The following is a 16,736-nucleotide window of genomic DNA, read 5'->3' on the forward strand; positions in this document are numbered from 1 at the left end:
AACATGGAAAAATTTATTCTTTCATTAGACCAAGGAACAACAAGTTCACGTGCGATTCTTTTTAATAAAGAAGGTAAAATTGTACATGTTGCGCAAAAAGAATTTACACAGCATTTTCCAAAGCCAGGTTGGGTTGAGCATAACCCGCAAGAAATTTGGGGATCTATTTTAGCAGTTATTGCAACTTGTTTAAGTGAAGCAGAGGTAAAACCGGAGCAAATCGCGAGTATCGGGATTACAAACCAACGTGAAACAACAGTTGTATGGGAAAAAGAAACAGGCAAACCTGTATACAATGCAATTGTATGGCAATCTCGTCAAACAGCGGAAATTTGTGACGAGTTAAAAGGAAAAGGCTATGGCGATATGGTTCGCGAAAAAACAGGTCTTTTAATTGACGCATACTTCTCTGGAACGAAAGTAAAATGGATTTTAGATAACGTAGAAGGTGCAAGAGAGAAAGCAGAGCGTGGCGAGTTATTATTCGGAACAATTGATACGTGGCTTGTATGGAAATTATCTGGCGGCAACGTTCACGTAACAGATTATTCGAATGCATCTCGTACATTAATGTATAACATTCATGAGTTAAAATGGGACGAAGAACTTCTTGATATGTTAACAGTACCAGCAAGCATGCTTCCAGAAGTGCGTCCGTCTTCTGAAGTATATGGTCATACAGTTGATTATCATTTCTTCGGTCAAAATGTACCGATTGCAGGGGTTGCAGGTGACCAACAAGCAGCATTATTCGGCCAAGCTTGCTTCGGTGAAGGTATGGCGAAAAATACATACGGAACAGGCTGCTTTATGTTAATGAACACAGGTGAAAAAGCAGTAGCATCTGAGCATGGTCTATTAACAACAATCGCATGGGGTTTAAATGGAAAAGTAGAATACGCATTAGAAGGTAGTATTTTCGTAGCAGGATCTGCAATTCAGTGGCTGCGTGATGGACTGCGTATGTTCCAAGATGCAAGTGATAGTGAAGCGTATGCAGCGCGCGTTGAGTCAACTGACGGCGTATATGTTGTACCGGCATTTGTTGGACTTGGAACTCCGTACTGGGATAGTGAAGTACGCGGTGCGGTATTCGGGTTAACGCGCGGTACGACGAAAGAGCATTTTGTCCGTGCAACGCTTGAATCGTTAGCATATCAAACAAAAGATGTATTATGTGCAATGGAAGCAGATTCTGGCATTGAGTTAAAAACATTACGCGTAGATGGCGGCGCAGTGAAAAATAACTTCTTAATGCAGTTCCAAGGCGACATTTTAGGCGTGCCAGTAGAGCGTCCAGAAGTGAACGAAACAACAGCTTTAGGAGCAGCATATTTAGCTGGTCTTGCAGTTGGTTATTGGAAAGATCAAGAAGAAATCGCAGCGCAGTGGAATATGGATAAGAGCTTTGCACCAGCAATGGAAGCGGGTACAAGTGAAGAGCTATATGCTGGCTGGAAAAAGGCAATTGAAGCAACAAAGGCTTTTAAATAATCATAAACAGTGTTATAATATTGATAAGTTAATAATTCGGTAGGAGATTTGGAGAGACCACGACACGCTATAGAAGCAATTCTATGGTGATGTTTGTGGTCTCTTTTTTTCGTAATAAAAGGGAGGAATTACCATGAAATTCTCAAGTAAACAACGTCAAAATGTTTTAAATGAAGTAAATAAACAAGAAGTAGATGTAATTGTCATCGGCGGAGGAATCACAGGAGCTGGTATTGCACTAGATGGAGCAAAACGCGGACTATCAACGGTTGTGTTTGAAATGCAAGACTTCGCAGCGGGTACATCAAGTCGTTCTACAAAGCTTGTTCACGGCGGTTTACGTTATTTAAAACAGTTTGAAGTGAAGATGGTAGCTGAAGTTGGGAAGGAGCGTGCCATTGTATATGAAAACGGTCCGCATGTAACAACACCGGAGTGGATGCTGCTGCCGTTCCATACAGGCGGTACGTTCGGTGCGTTTAGTACATCAATCGGTCTTCGTGTATACGACTTTTTAGCAGGCGTTAAGAAAAGTGAACGTAGAAAAATGTTTAGCCGCGAAGAAACGATGAAGAGAGAACCGCTTGTGAAACAAGAAGGATTAAAAGGTGGCGGTTATTACGTAGAATATCGTACAGATGATGCGCGTTTAACAATCGAAGTCATGAAAGAAGCAATCAAACATGGTGCAAAAGCAGTCAACTATGCGAAAGTAGACGATTTCTTATATAAAGATGGAAAAGTATGCGGCGTACGTGTAGTCGACTTATTAGACGGAAACGTATATGAAGTGTATGGTAAAAAGATCGTCAATGCATCAGGTCCTTGGGTAGATACACTTCGTGAAAAAGATAACTCGAAAAAAGGGAAAGTCCTGCAGTTATCAAAAGGTGTGCACCTTGTTATCGATCAAAAACGTTTCCCATTAGGGCAAGCAATTTACTTTGATACGCCAGACGGACGCATGGTATTTGCGATTCCGCGCGGAGGTAAAACATACGTAGGTACAACAGATACATTCTATGATAAAGATGCAGCAGTACCAAAAATGACAACAGAAGATCGCACATACATTATTAACGCGATTAACTACATGTTCCCGACTGTAAAGATTACAGAGAAGGATATTGAATCAAGCTGGGCTGGCGTTCGTCCATTAATTTATGAAGAAGGAAAGAGCGCATCTGAAATTTCTCGTAAAGATGAAATTTGGACTTCTGAATCTGGCTTAATCACAATTGCCGGCGGAAAATTAACAGGATACCGCAAAATGGCAGAGATGGTCTTAGACTACGTCACATCGCTCATGCAAAAAGAAGGGCAAGGCTCATACCCAGCAAGTGCAACGAAACATATGCCAATCTCTGGCGGTCATGTTGGTGGTTCGAAAAACTTCCCAGCATTTATCGCGAAAAAAGCAGAAGAAGGAAAAAAATACGGTTTAACAGTAGAACAAGCAGAGCAATTCGCAAAATTCTACGGTTCAAACGTTGACGTACTCTTCGAATTAGCGAAAGAATATAAAGGAGATGCAGAGCGCCATAACATGCCGCTTGACGTACTTCTTCCACTCGTATACGCGATGGAGTTTGAAATGGCAACAAAGCCGGTTGATTTCTTCGTACGCCGTATGGGAGCAGTATTCTTCAACATCCACTGGGTATATCAATGGAAAGATGCTGTTATCAACTACATGGCAGAAGCTTTAAACTGGAGCGGAGAAGAGAAGCTGAAATATACAGCTGAATTAGACGCAGCATTAACAGATGCAGTTATACCAGTCGATCAACAAGATCAGGCATCTGCGTTAGCATAAAGTGAAAACCACACTGTTTCTAAATATTTAGAAACAGTGTGGTTTTTTTATGATTAATTTTTATATTCCGGCTGCTTCTCTAACTTTTTTAGCTTCTACATTATTTAGAACTGTATATTCAGCTTTAAAATTTATAACATCGGCTCCATTTTCATTAAAAAATATTATAACGCTTAATGAAGGTAATCCTTTGTTAGGATTATTAATTTCAAGAACTAAATCTGGTATTTTTCCTCTCACATCAAATTCCTTATTAACATCCCATTTCTTGTTGTTAAAAATCTCATTAATGATACGAATCTTTTTATTCTCATCTGTGTTTGTAAAATGTATATCATTGTTTTCTGTAGGTTTTCCAACAGATAATATAGTATTTGAAAGATTTTCATTTTTACAAGCTACTACGGTTATCACTAGACTAAATAGTAATAATAAATGAGTAATCACTTTCATTAAATCACCGTCCTTTAATTATATATATCTTTTATACATATATTGTCCAGCGCATACTGTTTATAAGTCCCTCACATTTGAATTATTTTAAGAAATTCATTGCCAAATATACTAGTAGAACGATTATATATATTACGAAAACGAGAAAGGGGGACATTGAATCATGCCAAAACATATCGTAGATCTATCAAAATACAATGATAATATCGATTGGGATGTAGCGACGCCGCAACTGGATCTAGCAATCTGCCGTGTTCAATATGGATCAAAGAAGGTAGATCCACTGTACAATGAACATGTTCAAAATTTAGAAGCATATGGAATTCCTCATGCCGCTTATGCTTACGGCTGTTATGTAAGCATAGCAGATGCTATTGTAGAGGCCGAAGATTTTCTAGTACGTGTCAATCCAAATGCAAAGTTTCTTGTGTTAGATGTGGAAGATGATACGCTAGCAAGCTGTGGAGCTACGAATCTAGCAGAAGCAACACAAGCATTTATTACGACTTGCCAGAATGCTGGTTGGAAAGTTGGTTTATATGTATCGCATCATATGTATGGATCTTATGGGTTGCAAAATGTACAAGCTGATTTCTTATGGATTCCACGATATGGAGGAAGAAAACCTAAATATGCATGCGATTTGTGGCAATATGCAGATGGTGAAACAGGGGGATGGCTTGATGGAATTGGAAAAGTAGATTTAAATGCTTTAAATGGAGATAAACCGCTCAAATGGTTCACAAATGCTCAGGAACTGTATCGTATCTTTGTAGGAGACTTCAATTCGATTGGATGGACAGAAGATGTATATCACACAATTAAAGCTATTTTCCCAGACTATGGGATGTGGACGCAAACCCTTGACGATGGAAATCAGCGTATCATTATTGGTGATTTCAACTCCAAAATATGGTGCGATGAAACGTTTGCGAAGTTGAAAGAGATTTTTCCATCATACGGTATGTGGGCCCAGCGGGTTTAGCTACTGATGTATATCATATGGGATGGCACGATAGGAAGGCCTCTTTTCTGTGAATTTTATGAGGTAACTCAAGAAGAAAGGATATTTATATTGTAAATTCCATGATGGAAACATATATGAAATGCTCAATATATCCTTTAAAGAATCAATTTATACTTTTGGGGAAAGTGTCATAAAAAGGGGGCAGCCCCGCAGCTTAAAAGCTGTGAGACTGCCCCAAAATTTTCTTCATTTCTTATAGATCCGGATTGAAGACATCTTTTGATTTTTTTGCAATATCCGTAATTAATTCATTTCTTAATTGCTTTGCTTTTGTAAATGCATCTGTAGCCGTGTCATTACTATATTTATTTAAATACTTAATTGCTTTTTGTTTGTCTTCCTTATAAAGTTCAGTAGCCTTTTTTTCAACCGAACTTTGTTTTGCAAATAACTGATCCTCGTATTTATCCCAATAGTTTTTCAATCCTACTCCAAGTGTGTCTGGGTTTGTTGCAGCTAAAGCAGCTGGTGCACGGAAAGCCCAGTAAGCTGATTGATCATCATATTTGTCATTACCAAGTTTAAAAGCAGTTGGTGTGTCGTATGTTCCTTGATAGAATGGTAAATAAACACTATATTCGGGGCTTGCTAGGCTAAGCCACATAACATTGGCAATATCAGCAGGCATATTAGATCTTAGTTGAATAACATGGGATTCAACTGTACGATCTACACCAACAGCACGCTCATCTTTACCTGTACTTGTAGAAGGGTCATATGGAGTACCTTCATAGTGAGAGCCCAAGAATTTCATCACTTGTTTTGGCGTAATTTTCTGATCCGGAATCATAAATAATGGATAACGTGTTAATTCAGCATCTTGGTTTATAGATGGAGTAAATGTCTTTTGTCCCCACCACTCTCTACGTGTATTGTATTTTTGACCAACATCACCATAAGTTCCAGCGAAATCAAATTTTTGATTATTATCTTTGTTATCGTTTGGTATTAAGCCTTTTTCAACTGCATGAGAAATTAATGTTTTAGAGCCCATGAAGTTTTTCGTATCGGAAAGATTCACATTATCGATTCTTAATCCATTCGCAACAATTAAATAAGCATTATCAGGTACTCTTTCTGCTACCCATTGATGTCCTGTTCCAACCTCAAAGTACCAAATTTCATTCTTATCTGCGATCGCAACACCATTTGCTTCAGCAGAACCATACTTTTCAATGTACTGTCCTAGTAATTCAGCACCTTCACGGGCTGTTTTAACACGTGGTAAAATTAAGGTTGGAATAACTGATTCGCTAACACCTTTTTTCACAAATGGATCAGATGCTTCTGCTTTTTTATTTGCATAGGCACTATTTGTAGCAGAAATAGCTACTCCGTATTCATTTATCCCTGCTTCTTCAAAAGGCCCTTTTGAAGGATCCCAGTCTGGTATTGCAATATATTTATAGGATACCTTTGGTTGATCTACTGTTAGTCCAGTTTCAAATTTCAGTTTTTCCCCTGATTTATGTGTTTTACGAGGGAATACCTTGACATGTTTCGACCATGCACTAGATACGTCTTCATTTCGTGCAATCATGACCGAATCATCTGCGGTTGCTTTTTTCCCTGCAAAAACCGATGTGCAAGCACTTGCAGGAAGGGCGAATCCTCCAACTATTAAGGTAGTAACGGCTGCTGCTACACATGCTTTTTTGATACTATGTAACTTCATTTTGCCTTCCTCCTCTAACATTTCTGGATTTATTTCCTTATTATTCTAACATAATATAATATTTTCGTGAGCGCTTTCACATATTGTTCATATAGAAAAAAGTTAGTCCAAAATCATTTACTCAGAGGAATGAATTATCCTATTCCATCCCTCGCTTTTCTCCTGTTTCCCTTATAAAAAAGATCGAAGGATTACCGGGCATCTATCCTGATTTTCTTTCGATTTGGTTCAAACTTTTTTATTTAAGGACATATGTAGCTTTGAAATAAAGTTTAATCAAAAATGCCTTGCAAACTCGTATTTTACGATAAATAAAAAGAATCCATAAAAGAACAGTAAATTTGAGCTTTTGCAGAAAGTAAATAAGTTGACGAGCCCTTCCTTTTTTACCATAATATTGTAGAAAGGAGGTGGGAGCATGGAAGCATATTTTCGAGCAGCTCCATTAGAACCGTTTGTCCCATACTCGAAACAACACGTTATTGTACTTCTTCTTATTGGTTTAGGGATTTATTTTCTATATCAATATCAGGATTTACTTCGCCAAGAGCAATGGAATATGATGGTTCGATACACAATTGCTTTTTTGTTTATAGGAAGTGAATTTGGATTGGACGTATGGCAAGTGAAGGCGGGGATTTTTCGACTCAGTACATCATTGCCATTTGAGTTATGTACGATTAGCTTATTTTTGGCATCCATTATGATTATAACGAAAAGTTATAGGCTATATGAGATTGTCTTTTTTACAGGAATTCTTGGGGCATCGCAATCACTTTTAACTCCAAATTTACAGTATGCATTTCCGCATTTTCGCTTCATAGAATATTTCATCGCACATGCATTACTCGTGTTGTCACCGCTCTTTATGACATGGGTGGAAGGATATAGACCAACTTTTCAATCGATTAAACGTACGATGCTGTTTTTAAATGCAGTGCTACCAATTATTTTATTCGTAAACTATAAAACTGGCGGGAACTATATGTTTTTAGCGCATAAGCCAGAAACGGCTTCATTACTTGATATGTTAGGTCCTTATCCATACTATATTATTTCATTAGAAATTGCTGCGTTTATAGCATGTCTACTCTTGTATATACCATTTAACAGAAATAGAAGAGGTATGAACAAAAAGTTATTGAGACACATTTAAGTGATCTTAACTCATTTATAAAGGTTTAGATTGATAAGGTGGAACTTCCACTAGTTTGAGGTCTTACTGCCCGCAAATAGCGGGATACATATACACGTTTTTTGAACTGAAACCCGAATTGTGGACATTGAAAAAGTACACAATTCGGGTTTTTTATTGGTAAAATGGTGCCGAAATCGATATATACACGAATTACGTATGATATTTTTTTGCAAAGCACACGTGTACAAACAGCTTGTCCTTTTTGAGCATAATATGATAGTACATTATGCATGGAAGGATGTGACCTTTTTGGTGATGGAAATGATTAATAGATTAGCGGAATTTTCAAACGGACTTTTACTTAGTTTCATTTATTTTACAACCCTTGTTGTTATAGCTGGAATCACGGTGAAAAATTGGAGATCATTCCTTAAGTGGATGAATCTGTTAATCTTATATCATGCTTTTATCTATGTGTGCGTTCGACCGTTTATTTATAAGGTGAATTTTCACGAAGAGTCGCAGTAGAGGAACTATGTAGAAAATGCGGATATCGCAAGGGATTTGGAAAATAGATAGGAAAACGAGTGCCATGCAAAACGTGTACAGTAAAAAAAGATGGACCAAAACAGTTTCTTACTGTTTTGGTCCATCTTTTTTACCATTCTTTTGGCTCGTAGTTCAAGTCTTGGAATAATCGATTGCGCTCTTTTTTAGATAAGTCTCTCCATTGTCCAACGGGTAGATTACCCAAATGAATATTCATAATTCGAGTTCGCTGTAGTCTATAAACATCGTATCCAAGCGCTTCACACATGCGACGAATTTGACGATTTAGTCCTTGTGTTAAAGTGATTTGAAAAACATATTTGGAAAGTTGTTCCATCTTACAAGGCAGCGTTTTCGTACCTAAAATTTTTACACCTTCAGCCATTCGTTTTAAAAATTCAGGAGTAATCGGCTTGTCTACTGTAACAATGTATTCTTTCTCATGCTTATTTTCAGCACGTAAAATTTCATTGACTATATCTCCATCGTTCGTAAGGAGTATTAAGCCATCTGAATCTTTATCTAGTCGCCCAATATTAAAAATTCTTAATGGGTGATTGACTAAATCAACAATATTACCCTTAACATTTTTTTCTGTTGTACTCGTAATGCCAACGGGTTTATTTAAGGCAATATAAACATAATTACTTGCCATTCGTATTTGGTTACCGTTTACACGAACATCATCCCCGGGCTCGACTTGGCTGCCTATTTTCGCAACCTTTCCATTTATCGTGACTTTTCCTTCAGTGACTAATTTATCTGCACCGCGTCTAGATGCTTTTCCAGATTCACTAATGAACTTATTAATACGTATGTTAAACACAACCTTTAGTAGAGAGTTAATAGTATTAGAATATTGGATTTACATTTGATTTTCAAGAGGACAAGCATAATGAATTACAGAATAGCGGAAAAAATAACGAAAAATATATGGAATGTGTTCCTAGTGAGAGATAATTTTGTTTGAAAAAGATGTGTTGGATTTTGTAGGCATATGTGTTGGAAATGACGTATACTTATTAATATTCTACATTGATGCATTTTCTGAAGACTTGAAAACAGGTTTAGCAGGAATGATGCATATGGTATTCATACAATGGTGAAAAATACATACAAGAATCTATAACAAAATGAGGTTAGTACATGAGTCCAAAAAGTTTTAACGATTACGCATTGAGTAAAGAAATTGTAAGAGCACTTGCTAGCTTACAATATGAAAAGCCAACAGAAGTGCAAGAGAAAGTCATCCCAATTGCATTAGAAAAGAAAGATCTTGTTGTAAAATCACAAACAGGAAGCGGTAAGACAGCTTCTTTTGGGATTCCCCTTTGTGAAATGGTTGAGTGGGGAGAAAATAAGCCGCAGGCGTTAATCCTTACACCAACAAGGGAACTTGCTGCGCAGGTAAAAGAAGATATTACGAATATAGGAAGATTTAAGCGTATTAAAGCAACTGCGGTTTACGGAAAATCTCCATTTGCACGTCAAAAATTAGAACTAAAACAAAAGACACATATTGTTGTCGGCACTCCTGGACGTGTATTAGATCATATTGAAAAAGGGACTTTCTCGTTAGAGTGTTTGAAGTATTTGGTGATTGATGAGGCAGATGAAATGCTAAATATGGGCTTTATCGATCAAGTAGAAGCGATTATTGACGAACTACCTACGAATCGAATGACGATGCTATTTTCTGCGACATTACCAGCAGATGTTGAAAATTTGTCTCGTACATATATGGAATCACCAATCAACATCGAGATTCAAGCATCTGGTATTACGACAGATAAAATTGAACATAGTCTTTTAGAAGTGAGGGAAGAAGAGAAGTTCTCTCTTCTGAAAGATATAACAACTATTGAAAATCCAGATAGTTGCATTATTTTCTGCCGTACGCAAGAAAATGTAGATGATGTATTTAGACAGCTAAAACGTTCTGGCTATCCTTGTGATAAAATTCATGGTGGTATGGTGCAAGAGGATCGGTTTGCTGTAATGAATGACTTTAAAAAAGGGAAATTCCGCTATTTAGTAGCGACAGATGTAGCAGCACGAGGAATTGATATTGAAAATATTACCCACGTCATCAACTACGATATTCCATTAGAAAAAGAAAGTTATGTACACCGTACAGGAAGAACGGGACGTGCTGGTAAGAGCGGAAAAGCAATTACATTTGTAACCCCGTATGAAGAAAGATTTCTAACAGAAATCGAAGCGTATATCGGTTTTGAAATCGTAAAAATAGATGCACCTTTAAAAGAAGAAGTTACAAAAAGAAAGGCGGCATTTGAAGAAAAAATAAATGCTAAGCCAATTATTAAAAAAGATAAAAGTGCTAGTCTAAATAAGGGAATCATGAAACTTTACTTTAATGGTGGGAAGAAAAAGAAAATCCGAGTAGTGGATTTTGTTGGTACAATTGCCAAAATTCCAGGTGTTACAGCGGATGATATAGGAATTATTACGATACAGGATAATGTTTCTTATGTTGATATATTAAACGGAAAAGGACCACTTGTTTTAAAAGTAATGAAAAACACAACGATAAAGGGAAAGCAGTTAAAGGTTCATGAGGCAATGAAATAAAAGGTAAACTGTACCCCGAATCATGGACACTTAAAAAAAGCCCTATGATTCGGGAAATGATCTTCCTAAATCATGATTGTCTAACTAAGTGAGACTCATGATACAGTGATGGAAGAATTGACTTTAGTACAGGAAGAATTGGTAATGGTACGAGACCAGCACGTTGTTTTAGGGGTACTGACGCATCGCTATCAAGTTTAAATTTTATAATGCCCCCAAAACGAAAAATTTGTGTCATATATAGAAAGAAGTTCATTTTTATCGTTTTGGGGATACTTCAAAACATTAAGTTGATGGTGGTGCTAGTCCTAAATAACTCTTAGATACTAGTACTAACTAGTCTGTTTATTTTGCTTAACCAATACAGAGAATCATATTAACTTAAGTCTTCTATACTTCTCGACAAAATATATAATATCCTCCACGAGCCATACGTGCATTTGCACTATACAATGTATCTTCTAAATAAAAAGTAATCGGTTTTGTTTTACTTTCAAATCTTAATTTCTCCTTAGACTGTATAGCATAGGTTTCAATAGCTGAACAGATCGTTTTAACAGATGGATAATGAAGAGAATCATCTAGTTCAATATAAAAGCTTTTTCTTAATAGTTTTTTTAAAAATCTTTGCTTTTTCATCCTAACCTACTCCCCCTTCGCTCTTAATATAAATCAATATTCTGAATAATTCGTATTATACCGTAAAATAACCCCTTGTTTTTGAGTGTGAGTGCTGGCAGGAGATTTGGCTAGCCTCCAGGAACTTAACGTAATTGAATATAGAAAAGTGGATTACTTGGATTGATAGGAATGGGGTACCACTGACAAAACGCGAAAATTATACGCTAAGGGATTTATTAGTAGCTAAAACCACAAAGTCTTTACTCTAAGGAGGTACCGCCAGCATTTTCAGAAAAACCCCACGCTAAGAGCATGCAGGGTTTTATACAGTTTTTCAGCTAATTCAATAACAAACGGGAACCTGAAAAACAGCACCATTACGGTAATGTATAAAATTCTGCATGTTTTATAATATCTGATAGTAGGGTAATTCCTTGTTATAAAAGGATTCTAGACGATATCCAACTTTTTATAATGAGACGTTATGTTAACCGAGCATGAATACAGTATACATATAAAATTAATATCAAAAAAATATGAAACTCCCCCTTCATATTTAATTCTAAAGGGGGAAATACCTGAAATATAAATATAATTAAAAGGAGTGAGATAACAATGGAAGCAAGTACCTTTTTAGGACTGTTTTGGGGATGGACGACAGTTATCGTATCGGGAATACTTTTTGTACGTCCATCAGTACTACGTGAACTGAAAAAATTAGTGGTCGAAGACAGGGGATTTGGAATTATGTATGGCTTTCTATCAATTTTCCTAGGATTAGGAACTATTATCCTACATAATGTATGGGCACTCAACTGGCAGGGATTCATTACACTCATTGCATGGCTCGCACTATTAAAGGGGATTTATATAATTGTATATCCTGAACCATCCAAGAAAACCGACTTTGAAATACGAATACTATCTACGCGTATAGCACTCGCTATCATTAGTGTTTTGGCTTTATGGATGCTTATAGTAATCTATATGAAATAATCTGTAATTTGAAATAGCGACAAACAGGCCTCCAATAGCAAATAGGAAGATTTATCCATTTATTTTCCACCGGAAAATGGAAGATCGTAATACCTCCCAAATAATGAATTTGACTAATATTAAACAACTACCAATAACGATAATTATGTAAATGAGCTGTCCATATGGGTAGCTTATTGTATTTTTTGCTTAGCGTGGGTGTTTTCCAAAATGCTGGCGATACCCCGTGCCCATTAAGCTAAAATTAAGTGAAAATCAATTCAACTAGATTTTTTTCTGCTTTCTAAAGATTTGATATAAACTATTTAAAACACTGAGAAGTAAATAGCTTTTGGGTGAGCAAGGAAGAGAATATATGTTGAAGAAGCTTGACAGCTGAAGGATTAAATTGTTGATTGAGTCCCTCAGGTGTCATCAAAACCCCTGTCGAAGACTCTAAACTACTACATAATTGCGTTAATGAAGTACTAGCGACTTTTTAAATTAGCCATACACACAGAGCTACTAACTCTTGAGCACGATATTTACTATTAAACAAATTTCAAAAATAACAGGACTTACTGTGCACACTTTACGTTACTACGAAAAAATTGGGTTACTTAATGAGGTGAGCCGAGATATCAATGGTTATCGTCGATATTCAAAAGTTGATATTTCTTGGATCAATTTCTTAATCCGTTTAAGAGTAACAGGAATGTCAGTCACAGATATGAAACTTTTTTCTGATTTACGAAGTCAAGGTGAACCTACATAAGCACTAGACGAGAATTGTTAGAAATACATCAAAACAAAGTCCTTAAAGAAATTAAAGAGTTGAAGGATAATCTGGTGAAAATTGAAGAAAAGATTGATTACTATAAGAGTATGGGAGAATATGGGGAATAACTATTTTACATTACCATTTATGTAAAAATTTAGAGAAATATCTACTGAAAAAACGCCATTCTTTCGAAAGAATGGCATTTTTTGTTTTAGGGGTATTAATTTTTTCTTAGCTTGATAGCCATGGGACGGTACCCTAAATACAGATTTAATTCATCTTTCTTAACAATGATATAGTTAAATATGGTAAAATAGTAATTAGATTGAAATACAATATACTTGGGGGTTCCTTTTTATAGGGAATCGGTGTAGATTATTTAAAAATTCGCATACGAAATAAACCCTAATTAATATAGATATTACTACCATAATGGGTATTGTATGAAAAAAATATTTTATGAAAGCAAGTGAAGAAAAATGAATAATAAATTAATTCAACGTAAATGGGCATTAGTTGTAGCAATTTTGTTTACAATATCATCTATTAAGGACCTAGCGGGAGGAAATATTGAGCGCGGCCCTTATGGAACGGGACAGTTATTGGGAATTTTATTAATCCCAACATTATTTTATGTTTTGGCATTTAAAAAGAAGAAAGAAAAATAACTTCAAGACAATCTGAACTAGTGATTTATAGTCGCTAGTTTTTTTTGAGGAATCATATTTCTACTCTGTTGAAGCTTTTTTATTAGACGGTCGTTTAGAAATCGATAACAACAGAAGTGAATGTTCTTGTGATCGGGAGAAAAAATTGGATGTTCTCAAATACATCGAGAGGTGCTAGAGGAAGTGCCATCATGTATAATGTGGTTGAGACCGCAAAAGAGAACAATTTAAGTCCCTATCATTATCTTCTATATGGGTCCTGCCGACAAAACGCGGAAATTATACGATATCCGCGTTTTGACGTCGGGACCCCTTTTACAAAAAGTCATAGATGAATTACAACAACATCTGAAAAAGAAATAGACTTTAACGATCCAAAAGCGTGGGTCGTTTTTTTTCTTTTTCAGGGGATAGAATAGATATTAAAGTGAAACGAAAATAAAACTCCTAATCTAATCTATAAACAAGTGCAAAATGGACTAAATGAAAGAAAATTGAAAGCGATAATTGAAAACAATAGGTTAGATTCATAAGCATTTCTTATCTGTACCCTAAAGTTTTGGCTCATTTTACCGAAATGAAAGATATTGTAAGATTAACTTAAGTATGAGAGGAAAGGAAATGATGCCAATGTTTACATTTCGTCATGTCGATGTCGAAAAAGATAAACAGACAATCATTAGATTTTTCACAGATACAGATGAAGAACTTGAATTTCATGAGAGTGAATATATAAAGTATGCAAAGCAAAAGCAATTGAATTTTCCAGAAGGGTTTGTTCTCTTGGAACGTGATCAACAGGCAGTTGGAGAATTAGTGCTTCGATATGATCAGTATGAAGGGCGAGAGATTGGATATGTAAGTTTTGTATATGTAATTCCCGAGGGGAGAGGGAAGGGATATAGTAACGAACTTTTTCAATATGCTGAGGAGCAGTTTAAAAAACGTAATCTATTTGAATATCACCTTCGCGTTGCACAGTCTAATTTGCGAGCAATCAAATTTTATGAAAAACAAGGACTTGAAAGATTGGGAGAAGAGCGAAATTCTTACAATCAGCGCTGCTGGAGAATGGGGAAGAAGATGTAGATAGGGAATGGGACGGTGGTCGTATTGAATTATAAACTTCCTAATAAAATTCATATCATAGGTTCTGTCGGGAGCGGGAAAACAACTTTAGCAAAAATGTTATCTTCGCAGTTAAACATTCCATATTATGAACTCGACAATGTCGTTTGGAAAAGGTCTGAAAAAGGGGATGTAAGGAATACGCCTGAAGAAAGAGATGGGCAGCTGAATGATATTGTCAGTTCTGATGTGTGGATTGTTGAAGGTGCTCATCATACATGGGTATCTCAAAGTTTTCAACATGCAGATATCATCATTTTTTTAGATGTATCGCTTTCGAAGAGGAGATATAGAATAACGAAGAGATTCATTTTACAATTACTCGGACTTGAAAAAGCAAACTATAAGCCAAGTTTCAACATGTATTTGAAGATGTTTAAGTGGACGAGGGATTTTGAAAGAAAGAGTAAAGCGGAGATTTTGCATATGTTAGGGGCATATGGTGATAAGGTGGTTATTTTGAAGGATAATAGGAAAGCTGATATATACGATATAGGATGCAGTGGGGAAGCAAAACGAAAGATATTGTCCAGTTAAAGAAAAATAAAATATGTCGAATAGGTGCATTGACCTGGGGGTTACACCATAGTATATATTTTAAGCCGATAGAGAAAAGTGTAAAAATTGTTTCATCGGCTTTCTAATAAATTTATAGGAGGATATCTAATGAAAAGAGTATTAAGGGAATACATGATTTGGACATATGTAATATTTTATTGTTTTCTTCTACTAATTGCGATAGTAATGAACGTTTTAAAGGCTCAAATGCTAACTAACATATTAATAATTTTATCAGCGTGGACTTCTACATTTGTTTTTATAGTTATGTTTCGTAAAATTAATCCAAAAGGTGATCTAAGGGAATATATAAAAAGTCAATTCAGGGAAAAAATAAAAATTTCAACGGTATTATGGATTATTCTAATTCAATTTTCTATTTTTCTAGGAAGTCTTTTCTTTACAAGTATTGACCAGAACATCCCAATAAAAGCTCAATTAGCTACTTCTTGGAGTACACTACTAGTGACATTTGGTAATCATTTAATTCGCGGTCCATTAGGAGAAGAACTAGGCTGGAGAGGGTATGTATTAAATGAATTGCAAAAAAAATTCACTCCACTAAAATCAGCAATTATAGTTGGCGTGGTGTGGGGATTTTGGCATACGCCACTATGGTTTATATCTTCAGGATATACAGGAATACAATTGGTTCAATATATTATTTGTTTTTTAATTTCTATTGTTTCTGTATCTATAATTATGACGGTATTTTATAATTTGAATCATAATCTAGTTATAACAATGATGATTCATCAATTTTTTAATTATTTTATGGCAATCCAAATTGGAGATAAACTACATACTTTTGCAATTACTACTATATTATATTTTATAGTGGCGGTGGTTCTGATTTTGATAAGTTATAAAAAACCTCAAATAAGAGGTCTTAGTTAATGTTATTTTCCTATTTTCAACCTAATCATAACGATAAAATCTTCTACGTTAACACTCATTAATTGTTTAAACTTTACTACATCGTATTTATGCTTGATTGCAATATATTCGCTCATGATCCCTTTCTTTAGTGTAATCTCATCTATATCTTTATACTCGTAAGTCGCAGTTCATTCATTTCCTGCAACTGAATCTGCACAAAAAATAAGTTTGCTTTTGGTTGCTGCGAGAATACCTGATCGTATCGTTTGTCTATATATAAATACTTCCAAAGAACATCGCATATGTGCTAGAACCTTATCGCTAGTATTTAGATTTTGCTTAATCATTTCTAAATTTGCTTGCATTTAAATCCCTCTCTAAT

General features: G+C 35.6%; 17 protein-coding genes and 3 pseudogenes. 12 read left to right on the top strand and 8 right to left on the bottom strand.

Annotated features, from left to right (window positions below):
- The first annotated feature begins 3 nt into the window (after positions 1-3).
- Positions 4-1,494, top strand: a complete 1,491-nt coding sequence (gene glpK, locus PLX19_RS03260; protein ID WP_272187078.1) for a glycerol kinase GlpK — start codon at positions 4-6, stop codon at positions 1,492-1,494.
- A gap of 133 nt (positions 1,495-1,627) precedes the next feature.
- Complete coding sequence (locus tag PLX19_RS03265; RefSeq protein ID WP_272187079.1) at positions 1,628-3,310, top strand: glycerol-3-phosphate dehydrogenase/oxidase; 1,683 nt, start codon at positions 1,628-1,630, stop codon at positions 3,308-3,310.
- A 60-nt stretch (positions 3,311-3,370) separates the two neighbouring features.
- Here PLX19_RS03265 and PLX19_RS03270 read toward each other — a convergent pair whose 3' ends face one another.
- The gene (locus tag PLX19_RS03270) at positions 3,371-3,763 is read right to left on the bottom strand and encodes a hypothetical protein (protein WP_272187080.1); all 393 of its coding nucleotides are present in this window, start codon (positions 3,761-3,763) and stop codon (positions 3,371-3,373) included.
- A 163-nt stretch (positions 3,764-3,926) separates the two neighbouring features.
- Here PLX19_RS03270 and PLX19_RS03275 point away from each other — a divergent pair, with 163 nt between their 5' ends.
- Positions 3,927-4,748, top strand: a complete 822-nt coding sequence (locus PLX19_RS03275; RefSeq protein WP_272187081.1) for a GH25 family lysozyme — start codon at positions 3,927-3,929, stop codon at positions 4,746-4,748.
- 235 nt (positions 4,749-4,983) lie between these two features.
- On the opposite strand, the gene PLX19_RS03280 is transcribed toward PLX19_RS03275, so the two are convergent.
- Positions 4,984-6,465, bottom strand: a complete 1,482-nt coding sequence (locus PLX19_RS03280; RefSeq protein WP_272187082.1) for a C69 family dipeptidase — start codon at positions 6,463-6,465, stop codon at positions 4,984-4,986.
- Between the two features lie 418 nt (positions 6,466-6,883).
- Between PLX19_RS03280 and PLX19_RS03285 the strand changes: the two genes are divergently transcribed.
- The gene (locus PLX19_RS03285) at positions 6,884-7,621 is read left to right on the top strand and encodes a YwaF family protein (protein ID WP_272187083.1); all 738 of its coding nucleotides are present in this window, start codon (positions 6,884-6,886) and stop codon (positions 7,619-7,621) included.
- Positions 7,622-8,261: 640 nt separating this feature from the next.
- On the opposite strand, the gene rluF is transcribed toward PLX19_RS03285, so the two are convergent.
- On the bottom strand, positions 8,262-8,978 hold the full coding sequence (gene rluF, locus PLX19_RS03290) for a 23S rRNA pseudouridine(2604) synthase RluF (protein ID WP_272187085.1): 717 nt from the start codon (positions 8,976-8,978) through the stop codon (positions 8,262-8,264).
- A gap of 320 nt (positions 8,979-9,298) precedes the next feature.
- Here rluF and PLX19_RS03295 point away from each other — a divergent pair, with 320 nt between their 5' ends.
- Positions 9,299-10,744, top strand: a complete 1,446-nt coding sequence (locus PLX19_RS03295; RefSeq protein ID WP_272187086.1) for a DEAD/DEAH box helicase — start codon at positions 9,299-9,301, stop codon at positions 10,742-10,744.
- Positions 10,745-10,814: 70 nt separating this feature from the next.
- Here the strand turns inward: PLX19_RS03295 and PLX19_RS03300 are convergent, their stop codons facing one another.
- Entirely contained in the window at positions 10,815-10,982 is a 168-nt protein-coding gene (locus PLX19_RS03300) for a hypothetical protein (protein WP_272187087.1), read from the bottom strand.
- A gap of 152 nt (positions 10,983-11,134) precedes the next feature.
- Complete coding sequence (locus tag PLX19_RS03305) at positions 11,135-11,383, bottom strand: DUF4318 domain-containing protein (protein ID WP_272187089.1); 249 nt, start codon at positions 11,381-11,383, stop codon at positions 11,135-11,137.
- Between the two features lie 597 nt (positions 11,384-11,980).
- Here PLX19_RS03305 and PLX19_RS03310 point away from each other — a divergent pair.
- The gene (locus PLX19_RS03310; protein WP_272187090.1) at positions 11,981-12,361 is read left to right on the top strand and encodes a hypothetical protein; all 381 of its coding nucleotides are present in this window, start codon (positions 11,981-11,983) and stop codon (positions 12,359-12,361) included.
- A gap of 316 nt (positions 12,362-12,677) precedes the next feature.
- On the opposite strand, the pseudogene PLX19_RS03315 reads toward PLX19_RS03310, so the two are convergent.
- Positions 12,678-12,890 (bottom strand): annotated as a pseudogene (locus tag PLX19_RS03315) (IS4 family transposase); the annotation flags it as partial.
- A 33-nt stretch (positions 12,891-12,923) separates the two neighbouring features.
- Here PLX19_RS03315 and PLX19_RS26015 point away from each other — a divergent pair.
- The 6 genes and pseudogenes from PLX19_RS26015 (at position 12,924) to PLX19_RS03345 (ending at position 16,372) form a co-directional block, all read left to right on the top strand.
- Complete coding sequence (locus tag PLX19_RS26015) at positions 12,924-13,115, top strand: MerR family DNA-binding transcriptional regulator (protein ID WP_334313755.1); 192 nt, start codon at positions 12,924-12,926, stop codon at positions 13,113-13,115.
- Between the two features lie 485 nt (positions 13,116-13,600).
- The gene (locus PLX19_RS03325) at positions 13,601-13,789 is read left to right on the top strand and encodes a hypothetical protein (protein ID WP_272187091.1); all 189 of its coding nucleotides are present in this window, start codon (positions 13,601-13,603) and stop codon (positions 13,787-13,789) included.
- Positions 13,790-13,865: 76 nt separating this feature from the next.
- Positions 13,866-14,043, top strand: a pseudogene (locus PLX19_RS03330) (IS66 family transposase); the annotation flags it as partial.
- A 367-nt stretch (positions 14,044-14,410) separates the two neighbouring features.
- The gene (locus PLX19_RS03335) at positions 14,411-14,878 is read left to right on the top strand and encodes a GNAT family N-acetyltransferase (RefSeq protein WP_272187092.1); all 468 of its coding nucleotides are present in this window, start codon (positions 14,411-14,413) and stop codon (positions 14,876-14,878) included.
- A 15-nt stretch (positions 14,879-14,893) separates the two neighbouring features.
- On the top strand, positions 14,894-15,454 hold the full coding sequence (locus PLX19_RS03340; protein WP_272187094.1) for a shikimate kinase: 561 nt from the start codon (positions 14,894-14,896) through the stop codon (positions 15,452-15,454).
- A gap of 129 nt (positions 15,455-15,583) precedes the next feature.
- Positions 15,584-16,372, top strand: coding sequence for a CPBP family intramembrane glutamic endopeptidase (locus PLX19_RS03345; protein WP_272187095.1), 789 nt, complete (start codon positions 15,584-15,586; stop codon positions 16,370-16,372).
- 2 nt (positions 16,373-16,374) lie between these two features.
- Here PLX19_RS03345 and PLX19_RS26100 read toward each other — a convergent pair.
- Both PLX19_RS26100 and PLX19_RS03350 read right to left on the bottom strand, forming a co-directional pair.
- A pseudogene (locus PLX19_RS26100) lies at positions 16,375-16,524 on the bottom strand (hypothetical protein); the annotation flags it as partial.
- A gap of 18 nt (positions 16,525-16,542) precedes the next feature.
- Positions 16,543-16,719: a hypothetical protein gene (locus PLX19_RS03350; protein ID WP_272187096.1), complete on the bottom strand. Its 177-nt coding sequence runs from the start codon at positions 16,717-16,719 to the stop codon at positions 16,543-16,545.
- Positions 16,720-16,736 lie beyond the last annotated feature (17 nt).

The organism is Bacillus sp. BP-3, from assembly GCF_028401955.1.
GTDB lineage: Bacteria > Bacillota > Bacilli > Bacillales > Bacillaceae_G > Bacillus_A.

Bases quoted from the DNA above. Each gene is read 5' to 3' on its own strand.
- glpK (WP_272187078.1), top strand. From the start codon at position 4: ATGGAAAAATTTATTCTTTCATTAGACCAAGGAACAACAAGTTCACGT.
- PLX19_RS03265 (WP_272187079.1), top strand. From the start codon at position 1,628: ATGAAATTCTCAAGTAAACAACGTCAAAATGTTTTAAATGAAGTAAAT.
- PLX19_RS03270 (WP_272187080.1), bottom strand. From the start codon at position 3,763: ATGAAAGTGATTACTCATTTATTATTACTATTTAGTCTAGTGATAACC.
- PLX19_RS03275 (WP_272187081.1), top strand. From the start codon at position 3,927: ATGCCAAAACATATCGTAGATCTATCAAAATACAATGATAATATCGAT.
- PLX19_RS03280 (WP_272187082.1), bottom strand. From the start codon at position 6,465: ATGAAGTTACATAGTATCAAAAAAGCATGTGTAGCAGCAGCCGTTACT.
- PLX19_RS03285 (WP_272187083.1), top strand. From the start codon at position 6,884: ATGGAAGCATATTTTCGAGCAGCTCCATTAGAACCGTTTGTCCCATAC.
- PLX19_RS03295 (WP_272187086.1), top strand. From the start codon at position 9,299: ATGAGTCCAAAAAGTTTTAACGATTACGCATTGAGTAAAGAAATTGTA.
- PLX19_RS03300 (WP_272187087.1), bottom strand. From the start codon at position 10,982: ATGACACAAATTTTTCGTTTTGGGGGCATTATAAAATTTAAACTTGAT.
- PLX19_RS03305 (WP_272187089.1), bottom strand. From the start codon at position 11,383: ATGAAAAAGCAAAGATTTTTAAAAAAACTATTAAGAAAAAGCTTTTAT.
- PLX19_RS03310 (WP_272187090.1), top strand. From the start codon at position 11,981: ATGGAAGCAAGTACCTTTTTAGGACTGTTTTGGGGATGGACGACAGTT.
- PLX19_RS03325 (WP_272187091.1), top strand. From the start codon at position 13,601: ATGAATAATAAATTAATTCAACGTAAATGGGCATTAGTTGTAGCAATT.
- PLX19_RS03335 (WP_272187092.1), top strand. From the start codon at position 14,411: ATGATGCCAATGTTTACATTTCGTCATGTCGATGTCGAAAAAGATAAA.
- PLX19_RS03345 (WP_272187095.1), top strand. From the start codon at position 15,584: ATGAAAAGAGTATTAAGGGAATACATGATTTGGACATATGTAATATTT.
- PLX19_RS03350 (WP_272187096.1), bottom strand. From the start codon at position 16,719: ATGCAAGCAAATTTAGAAATGATTAAGCAAAATCTAAATACTAGCGAT.